Annotated in this window: 10 protein-coding genes; 1 reads left to right on the top strand and 9 read right to left on the bottom strand. The window is 33.3% G+C overall.

The annotated features are described in order from the left end of the window. Nucleotides 1-237 precede the first annotated feature (237 nt). Complete coding sequence (locus O9267_RS09135; protein WP_298178392.1) at nucleotides 238-1,260, top strand: LacI family DNA-binding transcriptional regulator; 1,023 nt, start codon at nucleotides 238-240, stop codon at nucleotides 1,258-1,260. On the opposite strand, the gene queG is transcribed toward O9267_RS09135, so the two are convergent. From queG to O9267_RS09090, 9 genes are all read right to left on the bottom strand, one after another. Beyond that, nucleotides 1,244-2,167 (bottom strand): tRNA epoxyqueuosine(34) reductase QueG, encoded by a 924-nt coding sequence (gene queG, locus O9267_RS09130; protein ID WP_298178390.1) that lies wholly within the window; start codon nucleotides 2,165-2,167, stop codon nucleotides 1,244-1,246. The genes O9267_RS09135 and queG overlap by 17 nt on opposite strands. A 2-nt stretch (nucleotides 2,168-2,169) precedes the next feature. Then, nucleotides 2,170-3,192 carry a Holliday junction branch migration DNA helicase RuvB gene (gene ruvB, locus O9267_RS09125; protein ID WP_298178388.1) on the bottom strand — a complete coding sequence of 341 codons (1,023 nt, stop codon included), beginning with the start codon at nucleotides 3,190-3,192 and terminating at the stop codon, nucleotides 2,170-2,172. Between the two features lie 83 nt (nucleotides 3,193-3,275). Beyond that, on the bottom strand, nucleotides 3,276-5,081 hold the full coding sequence (locus O9267_RS09120) for a cbb3-type cytochrome c oxidase subunit I (RefSeq protein WP_298178385.1): 1,806 nt from the start codon (nucleotides 5,079-5,081) through the stop codon (nucleotides 3,276-3,278). A 22-nt stretch (nucleotides 5,082-5,103) separates the two neighbouring features. Next, a complete protein-coding gene (locus O9267_RS09115; protein WP_298178383.1) occupies nucleotides 5,104-6,270 on the bottom strand; it encodes a cytochrome c oxidase subunit II in 1,167 nt (388 codons plus the stop codon). Nucleotides 6,271-6,289: 19 nt separating this feature from the next. After that, on the bottom strand, nucleotides 6,290-7,780 hold the full coding sequence (locus O9267_RS09110) for a quinol:cytochrome C oxidoreductase (protein ID WP_298178380.1): 1,491 nt from the start codon (nucleotides 7,778-7,780) through the stop codon (nucleotides 6,290-6,292). 27 nt (nucleotides 7,781-7,807) lie between these two features. Beyond that, a complete protein-coding gene (locus O9267_RS09105) occupies nucleotides 7,808-8,368 on the bottom strand; it encodes a cytochrome c (RefSeq protein WP_298178378.1) in 561 nt (186 codons plus the stop codon). A gap of 8 nt (nucleotides 8,369-8,376) precedes the next feature. Further along, on the bottom strand, nucleotides 8,377-8,904 hold the full coding sequence (locus tag O9267_RS09100; protein ID WP_298178375.1) for a DUF3341 domain-containing protein: 528 nt from the start codon (nucleotides 8,902-8,904) through the stop codon (nucleotides 8,377-8,379). Between the two features lie 8 nt (nucleotides 8,905-8,912). Next, nucleotides 8,913-10,322, bottom strand: a complete 1,410-nt coding sequence (gene nrfD, locus O9267_RS09095; RefSeq protein ID WP_298178372.1) for an NrfD/PsrC family molybdoenzyme membrane anchor subunit — start codon at nucleotides 10,320-10,322, stop codon at nucleotides 8,913-8,915. Nucleotides 10,323-10,401: 79 nt separating this feature from the next. Beyond that, nucleotides 10,402-13,461: a TAT-variant-translocated molybdopterin oxidoreductase gene (locus O9267_RS09090; RefSeq protein ID WP_298178369.1), complete on the bottom strand. Its 3,060-nt coding sequence runs from the start codon at nucleotides 13,459-13,461 to the stop codon at nucleotides 10,402-10,404. Between the last annotated feature and the right edge of the window lie 20 nt (nucleotides 13,462-13,481).

Genomic DNA, 13,481 nt, shown 5'->3' with positions numbered 1-13,481 from the left:
AATTTTTAAAAAACAGTCTTTAAATAATTTTTTAGACTGTTTTTTATTAAATAAAAACTTTATTATATTTTAAATATCAATAAATTTTGGATTTTTAACATCATAACTGTGATAAAAGTAGGTATTGTTTAATACAAATGCGCTATTTTAACATATAAATCAAAATAAAACAAGCATTATTCTAATAATAATTTATACATTCGAGAAAATTTTTTTTCCCAAATTGATTTTCATTTTATGAAAGATATAACGCTTAAAGAAATTGCATCTAAACTTGGCATTTCTATTACAACGGTTTCTAAAGCACTTAAAAATTACCCTGATGTAAGTGAAAAAACACGAAATTCCGTTTTAGAATTGGCAAAATCATTGCACTTTACTCCCAACAGTTTTGCAGTAAATCTTCGTACAAAAGAATCAAAAACTATAGGATTGGTTATACCAGAAGTGGTGCATCATTTCTTTTCAAGCGTAATTAATGGCATTATTGATGAAGCAGAAAAACATGGTTATTTAGTTATCATTGTGCAGTCGAACGAATCACTAGAAATGGAGATAAAACAAATTGAAATGCTATTAAACAAGCGTGTTGATGGTATTTTGATTTCATTATCTAACGATTCAAATGATGATGAACATATAAAAGAGATTCAACGTCGTGGGGTTCCGCTAGTATTATTTGATAAAATTTCTAAACTTATCAATTGCTCAAAAGTGATTATTAATGACCAAAAAGCAGCAAGTGATGCAGTGGAACATCTTATTAGTGTTGGTTGCAAAAAAATAGCCCATATTCGTGGTCCATTGAATCCTCAAAATTCGGTTGACCGTTTTTTAGGTTATAAAAAAACATTGGAAAGAAACAACATTCCATTTGACGCTAGTCTTGTTTACACTTGCAAAGGTGCAGGATTTGATGAAGGATATGAATTTACCAAGCAATTGCTAAACGAACATCCAGATGTTGATGGAATTTTTGCCGTAACCGATATGGTTGCTGTTGGCGCCATAACCTATCTAAACGAAATAAACGTAAAAATCCCTGAACAAGTAAAGGTAATTGGGTTTAGTAATTGGTTTATGGGACAAGTTATCACTCCCAAATTAAGTACAATAGACCAACCAGGTTATGAAATGGGTGTGAAATCATTCGACTTATTGTTTGAAGAAATGCAGCATAAATCAGAAACTATTTTCAAATACAAAACTGTTGAATTAGAAACGGGTATTATTGCTCGCGAATCTACTTTAGGAAAGTAACATTTCTTTTTAAACCTTCTAATTTAGTCCTTTTTACCGCCGAATTTTTGAAGACTTTATCAAATGTTTCTTTGGTTATTTCTTCCCAATCTTTTTTTGAAAAAGATAGTAATTCCGGATTTGGATTGAACAAAGGTTCGTTATGCGATTGTGAAAAACGATTCCACGGGCAAACATCTTGGCAAACATCGCACCCAAACATCCAATCGTCAAATTTACTTTTCATTTCTTGAGGCAAATTATCTTTAAGTTCTATAGTGAAATAAGAAATACACTTACTTCCATCTACTTGATAAGGCGCCACAATTGCTTCTGTTGGACATGCATCAATACAGGCTGTGCATGTGCCACAATGGTCGGTTGTTGCATGGTCATATTCTAAATCTAAATCAACAATTAATTCTGCAATAAAGTAGAAAGAACCTACTTTTTGCGTTATGAGATTTGAGTTTTTCCCTATCCAACCCAAACCGCTTTTGGCAGCCCATGCCTTGTCTAAAACTGGTGCAGAATCTACAAATGCTCTTCCTGAAACATCGCCAATTTTAGTTTGAATAAAATGAAGAAGCTCTTTTAGTTTTTCTTTTATTACAAAATGATAATCTTTACCGTAAGCATATTTAGAAATTTTATAACTTTCTTCATTTTGAATTTCAGAAGGATAGTAATTTAGCAATAATGATATAACACTTTTGGCATCTTCAACTAATAAAGTAGGATTTAATCTTTTGTCAAAATGATTTTCCATATAATTCATTTGACCATGATAATTATTACTCAACCAATTCTCTAATCGTGGTGCTTCTTCTTCCAGAAATTCAGCTTTAGAAATTCCACAAGAAAGAAAGCCGAGTCTTTTGGATTCGGCTTTAATCAATTGGCTGTATTTTTCTTTATTATTTATCAAATCTAAAATAATCCACCTTGTGTATTTAGTTTTATTTTCCCTAAATGCTTATATGCCTTTTCGGTAACTTCTCGTCCGCGCGGAGTTCGCATTATAAACCCTTCTTGAATTAAAAAAGGTTCGTAAACTTCTTCAATAGTTTCACTACTTTCAGAAACTGCAGTTGCTAGTGTTGATAGACCTACTGGCCCACCCTTGAATTTATCAATAATAGTGTTTAGAATTTTGTTATCCATTTCGTCCAAACCATGTGCGTCAACATTTAATGCTTTTAATGAATATTTGGCAATTTCAATATCAATTTTTCCGTTGCCTTTTATTTGAGCAAAATCTCTAACACGTCTCAACATTGCATTGGCAATTCGAGGCGTACCACGACTTCTACCCGCAATTTCGATAGCAGCTTCCATGGTAATGGGCATTTTTAAAATTGAAGAACTTCGTTGAACAATAGTGGTCAAAAGTTCGGTATTGTAGTATTGCAAACGACTTTGAATTCCGAAACGCGCTCTCATTGGAGCTGTTAATAAACCTGAACGAGTTGTTGCTCCAACTAAAGTAAAAGGATTTAAGTTGATTTGAACCGTCCTAGCATTTGGTCCAGATTCAATCATAATATCAATTTTGAAATCCTCCATGGCTGAATACAAATATTCTTCAACAACGGGGCTCAATCGATGAATTTCATCTATAAATAAAACGTCTCTTTCTTCAAGATTGGTAAGTAAGCCTGCTAAATCGCCTGGTTTGTCTAGAACAGGTCCAGAAGTAATTTTGATTCCAACGCCTAATTCATTTGCTAAAATATTAGCCAATGTTGTTTTTCCTAACCCTGGTGGACCATGAAAAAGTGCATGGTCTAGTGCCTCATTTCTTTGATTGGCAGCTTCAACAAAAACTTTTAAATTATCTAAAATTTGATCTTGACCTGCAAAATCGTCAAAAGACAACGGTCTCAATCTTTTTTCGAGATCAAGTTCTTCAGAATTATAATTGGTATTGGTTGGGTCTAAATTCTCGTTCATAATCACAAAGATAATACAAAGTTCTTCTAAATAAAAAAGCCTTTCAACTAAGGAAAGGCTTTCTATAATATATTGATATAATTTTAGTGATGTAAAACTTCTTCACCTTCTTTCATAGGAACATTTTGAGGAACAAAATCATCATCATGACCTGGTTTACTATAATCATAAGCCCATCTGTGAACTTCAGGAATCTCACCTGGCCAGTTACCATGTATGTGCTCAATTGGAGCAGTCCATTCTAACGTATTAGATTTCCATGGATTTTGCACTGTTTTCTTACCGTAGAAAATACTATAAAAGAAATTAAATAAAAACACCAATTGGAAAGCTCCTCCAATAAGGGCAAATGTAGTAATTAATACATTCACATTTTGCAAATCATCAAACAATGGAAATGCTGTATTTGTATAATATCTTCTTGGTAAACCTGCTAATCCTATAAAATGCATTGGAAAAAACACTCCGTAAGCACATATTGCAGTTACCCAAAAGTGAACATAACCTAAATTTTTATTCAACATTCTACCAAACATTTTTGGATACCAATGGTAGATACCTGCAAACATTCCATAAAGAGCAGATATACCCATCACAAGGTGAAAGTGAGCTACTACAAAGTACGTGTCGTGAACATTAATATCAAGTGTACTGTCTCCAAGAATAATTCCAGTTAATCCACCTGTTATAAAGGTTGAAACTAATCCAATAGAAAACAGCATAGCAGGATTTAATTGCAAATTACCTTTCCACAATGTAGTAATATAGTTAAATGCTTTTACTGCTGATGGAATTGCAATCAACAATGTTGTAAAGGTAAATACAGATCCTAAGAAAGGATTCATACCAGAAATAAACATATGATGTCCCCAAACAATAGTAGATAGGAAAGCAATAGCAATAATAGACATAATCATCGCTCTATATCCAAAAATTGGTTTTCTTGAATTGGTTGCAATTACTTCTGATGTAATACCTAATGCTGGTAACAATACAATATATACTTCTGGGTGACCTAAGAACCAGAATAAGTGTTCAAATAATACTGGCGATCCTCCTTGGTAGTGAAGAACTTCTCCAGCAATGTAAATATCAGATAAGAAGAATGATGTTCCAAAACTTCTATCCATGATAAGCAACAATGCAGCAGATAGTAATACTGGAAATGAAACAATACCAATAATTGCTGTTACAAAGAATGCCCATATTGTAAGTGGCAATCTTGTCATTGACATACCTTTTGTTCTTAGGTTAATAACAGTAACAACATAATTTAATGAACCCATTAAAGATGATGCAATAAAAATAGCCATAGAAACTAACCAAAGAGTCATTCCAGCTCCTGAACCCGGAATTGATTGTGGTAATACACTCAATGGAGGATAAATAGTCCAACCAGCAGATGCAGGACCAGATTCAACGAATAATGAACAAACCATGATTACACTTGATAAAAAGAATAACCAATATGAAACCATATTCATGAATCCAGAAGCCATATCTCTAGCTCCAATTTGTAGTGGAATAAGTAAATTACTAAAAGTTCCACTTAATGAAGCGGTTAATACAAAGAAAACCATAATAGTTCCATGTATTGTAACAAGTGCTAGGTAAATATCATTTCTCATTACACCATTTGGAGCAAATGTATCGCCAAGAAGAATATTAAATATTTTAAAAGATTCTTCTGGCCAAGCTAATTGCATTCTAAAAAGCAAAGACATCGTTACACCAATAATACCCATAACAATACCAGTTAGTAAGTATTGTTTAGCAATCATTTTGTGGTCAATACTAAATATATATTTAGTAATGAAAGTATCTTTGTGGTGGTGTTCTTCGTGGTGATCGTGTTCGTGGTGATCGTGTTCGTTACTCATTGCTGACATATAAGTATTGGTTATTTTTTAATTATTTAGTTTCGGCTTGTACTACAAGCGTTGAATCTGTTTTTGTGTTTGATGCAGAATCTTTTGTTGCTGAAATAGCTTCTGTAGAAGTAGGTGCAGCTGATGCTACTTTAATTTCATCTACAATTGTTGGTAATCCTTTTAACCATTTTTTATAATCTTCTGGTGTGTCAACAACAATTTTCATTTGCATGTTGTAATGAGAAGCACCACAAATTTTGTTACATAGTAATAAATAGTCAAAAGTATAAGGGTCTAATGCAGATTCTCCTTTTGCAACTAATTGTATACTTTTCTTGTTACGTATCTCATTGATGTTTTTTACTTTTTGTTGCATGTATTCTTGCTCACGTATCTCAGATGTTGTGTAAATTGGTTTGAAAGCAAACTGAGTTACCATACCAGGAACACAGTTCATTTGTGCTCTAAAGTGAGGCATATAGGCTGAATGCAATACATCTTGTGATCTCATTTTAAAAAGAACTTTTTTTCCTTTAGGAATATGTAATTCTTTTACTACCTTATCATCTTGTGCGTTCGGATCAGACATATCAACTCCAAGTGTGTTAACACCTTCAATATATCTTACGTTTGCTTTTCCAAGTACATTATCTTCACCTGAATATCTTGCTGTCCAATTAAATTGCTGAGCATATAATTCAACAACAATTACATCTTCGTCTTCATCCACAAACATTATATTAGTCCATGCATACAAACCATAAAGAATTAAACCTGCTAAAACAACAGCTGGAATACTACTCCAAATAAATTCAAGTTTGTTATTATCTGCAAGATAAAGCGCTTTTTGATCTTTTTTTCCGCTGTATTTGAAAGCAAAATAATGAAGCAAAGCTTGTGTTATTGTTTGTACAATGAATATTAATACCCATGTAATGTTCATAAGATTATCAACAAGTGAACCATGTTCTGAGGCTGGTGTATGTAATACTAAACCACCCCATTTTATAAGTCCATATATGGTAAACACATAAATGAATCCTAAAAATCCAAACATTAAATATCCTTGCACTTTATTATCTTCATAATTTGCAATTTGACTGTTATCTGAATTACCTCCAACTTGAGTCAAATCAAATATCTTGGTCAATTGCCAAATACCAATGGATAATAAAACTAAAACTATAATTACCAACAAAGTTGTCATCTGTATTTTTTTTAACTAATTAATAATGAAAATGTTTACTTTCCTCAATAAATGGATTTCTTTTTGGTAATAATGGAGCTTTTGAAAGCGCTGTGAATACCACAAATATGAATAATCCTAAAAAGAATAATAAAGAACTGATTTCTGATACTCCAATAAACCATTGATCTCCAACTGTTGAAGGCATAATCATATTAAAGAAATCAACATAATGTCCAAGTAAAATAACCGTACCAGCCATTACAAGAACCCAAGTAATTCTTTTGAAATCTGTATTTATTAATATCAATATTGGGAAAATAAAATTCATGACAACTGCACCCCAGAAAGTTATACCATAATCTTCAATTCTAGTTACAAAATAGGTAACTTCCTCAGGAATGTTAGCGTACCAAATCAACATAAATTGTGAAAACCATAAGTAAGTCCAGAAAACGCTAATACCAAACATGAATTTTGCTAAATCGTGAATATGACTATTATTTACATTTTCTAAATAACCTTTAGATTTAAGGTAAAGTGTGATCATACATATTGTTGTGATTCCACTTACAAAGAAACTTGCAAAAACATACCATCCAAATAATGTACTAAACCAGTGTGGGTCAATTGACATAATCCAGTCCCAAGACATAATTGATTCTGTTACTATAAAGAAAACTAAGAATGCCGCAGACATTTTGAAATTCTTTTTGTAAAAACTATTGTCATTTGATTCATCTTGAGCTAAACAGTTCTTTCTTGAAAAATATCTATATAAATTCCATCCAATCAAAAATATTGCAGCTCTAATAATCCAAAATGGGAAGTTAAGATAACCTGATTTATTTTGAATTAATTTATCGTGAGCAACAACTTCAGGATCCATCCAAATAAATAAATGGTTCAAATGCATTCCGCTTATTACTAAGAATATAAAAAATATTACTGAGGCAACAGGCAAATAAGCAGTAATACCTTGCATAACTCTAAAAAGAACTGGAGACCAACCCGCTTGTGCTACTTGTTGAATAGCATAGAAAGCTAAAACTCCCATAGAAATTAACAAGAAGAAAATACAAGCTACATAAAAAGCAGCCCATGGTTTATTTTGTAATTGATGCAAAACATGCTCTAAATGTGCTTCGTGCTCTTTATGAGCTTCTTCGGCTGCCACTTTACTATCTGCTTCTTTTTCGATTTTGTCAACTAAAGCAAGGTCTAATGCACCTTCTTCTTTAGTTGCTAAAGAATCTTCTGTAACAGCCATACTATCTGAAACAACTTTGGTAAGTGAATCATTTTGGTGAACTGCTACTTCTTTATGTTCAGCTACTGGTGCAGATTCATGTGTATTCGCATCATGTTCAACAGCTTCTGTATGATGTTCACCATGCGAACTTGCTGCTAACATTTCTTCAACTTCTTTTATATCTTTTGGTGCTGTGAAAAAACCATACCCAATTCCTAAGATACCAACGATCATAAGAATAAAAGAAAAGGTTTTTAATTTACTTGAAAATGTGTACATATCTATACTATTCAGATTGTTCTATTTTTATTTGTTTTTTAGTTGCATAACATAAGAAGAAACTAACCAACGCTCTTCTGTGTTCAATTGATTTGCGTGCGAACCCATTGAATTCAATCCATAAGTTATAACGTGAAATATACTTCCTTCGTTAATTTCTCTATCTTTATAATTAGGTACACCTAAAAACTTTTCTTGTTTGACCAATTTACCTTTTCCATCACCAGCAGTTCCGTGGCAAATTGCACAATAAATATTATACAACTCTTCACCTTTTTTCATATCAACTTGAGTTGAATCTAATGGAGATTTAAGATTAGCTGCTTTAACTGCTACTAATGCTTCTGGAGTATTTGCATATTCATAAGGAACATAACCTCTTTTTATAACTCCATTTGGAGGAAGTTGTCCTTCTTTACCTTTTTCACCTGTAGGAGATGCAAAAGCATCCGATTCTGAATAGGTTTCGTATGCAACTGACTCATACATGTTAGGCATATATTGATAATTAGGTTTCAAATCATTTTTACATGATGAAACAACAACTGTCATACTTACCAAAAGTGCTATTTTATATAAACTTTTCATAGTTACTTTTAATGCTTTTCGATTACTTTAACTTCGACTGCTCCTGTATTTTTGAAAAAAGATACCATTTCATTTTCATCACCTTTTACAGCAACTTCCATAAGGAAATGATCATCTGTAGTTCTTACATCAGGATTTTCAGCTTGTTTGAATGGCCATAATCTACTTCTCATATAAAAAGTGATAACCATTAAGTGAGCTGCAAAGAATACAGTCATTTCAAACATAACAGGTACAAAAGCTGGCATGTTTTGAATATAACTAAAACTTGGCTTTCCTCCAATATCCTGTGGCCAATCAGAAATCATGATAAAATTCATCATCCAAGTAGCAACAGAAAGACCAATACAACCATAGATAAAGGCACATATTGCAAGTCTAGTAGGAGCTAATCCCATTGCTTTATCCAACCCGTGAACTGGGAAAGGAGTAAAAACTTCTTCAATATGATGATGTGCTTTTCTAGTTTGCTTTACAGCATCCATTAAAATATCATCATCATTGTATATAGCGTGTATAACTTTATTATTACTCATAACAAATACTAATGTTTTTCTGAATGATTATGACCTTCTGCTTCTCTTTGTCTTTTATAATTTTCTCCAGAAGATTTTAAAATTGTTTTAACCTCTGCTTGAGCAATTACTGGGAATGTTCTTGCATACAATAAAAATAATACGAAGAAGAATCCGATTGTTCCGATGAAAATTCCAATATCTACAAATGTTGGAGAGAACATTGTCCAAGAAGATGGTAAGTAATCTCTGTGTAATGATGTTACAATGATTACAAAACGTTCAAACCACATACCAATATTTACTACAATAGAGATTATGAAAGAGAACATAATACTAGTTCTCAATTTTTTGAACCACATAAACTGTGGAGAGAATACATTACAAGTCATCATTGACCAATATGCCCACCAGTAAGGACCAGTAGCTCTGTTTAAGAAAGCATATTGTTCATATTCTACACCAGAATACCATGCAACGAATAACTCCGTAATATAAGCAACACCTACGATAGAACCAGTAATCATAATTACAATGTTCATTAATTCAATATGTTGAATAGTGATATAGGCCTCTAATTTTGAAACTTTTCTCATAATAATAAGCAAAGTGTTTACCATTGCAAATCCTGAGAATACAGCTCCAGCAACGAAGTAAGGAGGGAAGATTGTAGTATGCCATCCTGGAATAACAGAGGTAGCAAAGTCAAAAGATACGATTGTGTGTACAGAAAGCACAAGTGGAGTTGCTAAACCAGCTAATACAAGAGAAACCTCTTCAAAACGTTGCCAGTCTTTTGCTCTACCGCTCCAACCAAAACTTAAAATAGAATAAACTCTTTTAGTAAATGGTGTAACAGCTCTATCACGCAACATTGCAAAATCTGGTAATAAACCTGTCCACCAGAAAACTAATGATACAGAAAGATATGTTGAGATTGCAAATACGTCCCATAATAATGGTGAGTTAAAGTTAACCCATAAAGAACCAAATTGATTAGGAATTGGAACTACCCAGTAAGCTAACCATGGGCGACCCATGTGAATGATTGGGAACAAACCAGCTTGAACAACTGAGAAAATTGTCATTGCTTCAGCAGAACGGTTAATCGCCATTCTCCATCTTTGACGGAACAATAATAATACAGCAGAGATAAGTGTACCAGCGTGACCGATACCAACCCACCAAACGAAATTGGTAATATCCCAAGCCCAACCTACAGTTTTATTTAATCCCCAAGTACCAATACCTGTAGAAATAGTATAAATAATACAACCTATTCCCCAAAGGAAAGCTGCAAGTGCGATAGAAAATACAGTCCACCACTGTTTATTGGCTCTTCCTTCTACAGGAGCAGCAACATCAACAGTTACATCGTGATAACTTTTATCACCTATAACTAAGGGTTTTCTAATGGGTGCTTCGTAATGAGACGACATACTTATATTTAGATTTTAGATTTTAGATAGCAGTTTTAGAATAAATCTTATACAGCTTATCTATTTATTATTTTCCTTATTATATATTTCTTACTTTAACTTGATAAACAACGTTTGGTTTAGTCCCAACATGCTCTAATAAATGATATGATCTATCATCAGCAGCAAGTTTTGCTATTTCAGATTCTTTGTTATTAACATCTCCAAAAGTCATTGCTCCGTTTGAACAAGCACTTGAACAAGCTGTTTGGAATTCATTTACTGCAACTTCTCTACCTTCACGTTTAGCTGTAAGTATAGTTAATTGTGTTTTTTGAATACACATAGAACATTTTTCCATAACTCCACGAGAACGAACATTCACGTCTGGATTAACAACCATACGACCTAAATCATCATTCATGTGATAATTAAATTCGTCATTGTTAGCATATAAGAACCAGTTGAAACGACGAACTTTATAAGGGCAGTTGTTAGCACAGTAACGAGTACCAACACATCTGTTGTAAGCCATTTGGTTTTGACCTTGACGACCGTGAGATGTTGCAGCTACAGGACAAACTGTTTCACATGGTGCGTGATTACAGTGTTGACACATAACTGGTTGGAAAGAAACTTGTGGATTGTCAGAAGCATTTTCCATTTCCCCAAATCCTCCAAGAGAACCTTTGTCTCCTGATAAACCGTCAAATTCTTCTTTTTTCTTATTGTCACCTGCAAAAGTTTCCTCAGATGAGTAGTATCTATCAATACGCAACCAGTGCATATCTCTACTTCTTCTAACTTCTGATTTTCCAACTACAGGAACGTTGTTTTCAGCGTGACATGCAATAACACATGCTCCACATCCAGTACATGCATTTAAATCAATTGAAAGATTAAAATGATGTCCAACAGAACGGTCAAAAGATTCCCATAAGTCAACTTTAGTAGCTTCAACTTCTTTATGATCTAAAGATACAACAGGAACAACATTCCATTCTTTAGCTTCTTTTGTATTGAAAACTTCTAATGTAGTTTCTTTAATAATATCACCTCTACCCATTAACGTTTTTTGACCTTGAACACAAGCAAACTCGTGTTCACCATCCGCTTTAGCGATAGTTACTGATTGAACAGCATTAAAGTTTTTATATAATTTGTAAGCGTTAACACCTACTTTCATTTCTTCTTTCATAGCCGCTTCACGACCATAACCTAATGCCAAACCTAATGTTCCAACAGCTTGTCCTGGTTGAACAATTACAGGAACATTTTCTAACTTAGCACCGTTAACTGTTAAAGTTGCATAGCTACCATTAAGTCCACCATTAGCAACGATTTCGTTAGATAATCCAAGTTTATCAGCATCAGCTCTTGAAACAGTCACATAATTATCCCAAGAAACTCTTGTAATTGGATCTGGGAATTCTTGCAACCAAGGATTATTAGCTTGTTGACCATCACCAAGACCTGTTTTTGTATATAAATTTAATTCAAATCCAGCATTAGCTTTTGTTTGGGCTAGAGCATTAGCAGCACCAGCGTAATCAGCAGTTCCACCAGATGCAACTTGAGCTGCAGTAGGAACAACACCATCATGTAAAACTTTATTCCAAGTTAAGCCTGATGCATAATTAGCAGAATTTGATTTTAAATAATCGTAATAAGTTCCACCAATACCATTCAAAGACATTAAGACTTCTTGAAATTGTTTAGTATTAAATAATGGACGAATTGTTGGTTGAGTTAGTGCATAACTACCTTTAGTAATAGAAACATCATTCCATGATTCTAAATAATGAGGAGTTGCTGCTACCATTGATGACAATAAAGCCGTTTCGTCTTCTCTCAATGTGAAAGTTACAGAAGATTTAACTTTTTTCAAGCCAGCTTTGAATGCATCACCATTTGGCAAAGTGAAAACAGGATTAACACCACTCATAATTAAGGTATGAACACTACCTGCATTCATTTCAGCAACCAACTGAGCTACTTTTTCGTTAGATCCTTTTCTAATTAATCTTGTTCCTGCAGTTGTGAAAGCTTCACTTGCTAAAACTTGATTGATAGCCAAAACTAACAATTGAGCATTTTTATCTTGAATACCAGAAACTAAAAGCCCTTTGCTACCAGCTGATTTCAACTGTTGAGCGGCTTTCATAACGATATCTTCATTTGGAATTTTAGATGTAGCTACAGAAGAATTTGTAATTACATTGTATATTTTAACTAAAGCTTGAATTTGATTCGCGTTTGACATTGCGACACGTTTATCAGCAGCAGCTCCAGATAATGTCATATTAGCTTCAAATTGGAAGTGACGTGACATTTTTCCATTTCTTGGAATTCTACCTTGGGCATATCCACTATCGTAGCTTCCACCTTGCCAATCTCCTAAAAAGTCTGCTCCAACAGAAACAATTAAAGAAGCTTTTGAAAAATCATAATCTTTTAAACCTCTTTCGCCATAAACAGTTTCAAATGCGTCAAGTGCTTCCGAAGAAGAAACAGCATCGTAAACTATATGTTTTGCGCCAGGGTTTTTAGCCAAAAATTCACCAATTAATTTTTCAGTTGATGGACTTGCTAAAGTATTGGTAAGTAAAACAACTTGACCTCCTTTTGCTTTTGCTTCAGAAATACTAGCTATCAATTTAGAATCTACTTCAGACCAAGTTGCTGGTTTTCCTGCAATTCTAGGATTTTTAACTCTCATATTATCATATAATGACAATATAGAACCATGAACTCTAGCGTTAGCAGCAAATTTTGCTCCTTCTATAGTATTGTTTTCAATTTTGATTGGTCTTCCTTCTCTTGTTTTTACTAATAAATTAGCAAAATCGAATCCGTCAAAAACGGTAGTTGCATAGAAATCTGCTACACCAGGAATAATTTGATCAGGCTGAACAACGTAAGGAATTGATTTATGAACTGGACCTTCACATGCTGCAAGCGTTGCTGCTGCAGTACTAAATCCAACGTACTTAAGGAAATCACGTCTTGAAGTTGACGAATTTGATAATGAACTTTCATCACCTAAGAATTGATCTGTAGGGATTTCTTCAACAAATTCGTTATTTCTAAGCGCCTCAACAATAGAACTATTTTCGTTTAGTTCCTCAACACTTTTCCAGTATTTTTTGTTTGATGACATCGTATATAATATTAGCTTCT

Source organism: Flavobacterium sp. (assembly GCF_027531705.1).
GTDB lineage: Bacteria > Bacteroidota > Bacteroidia > Flavobacteriales > Flavobacteriaceae > Flavobacterium.
This window is presented reverse-complemented; position numbering and strand designations above follow the sequence as displayed.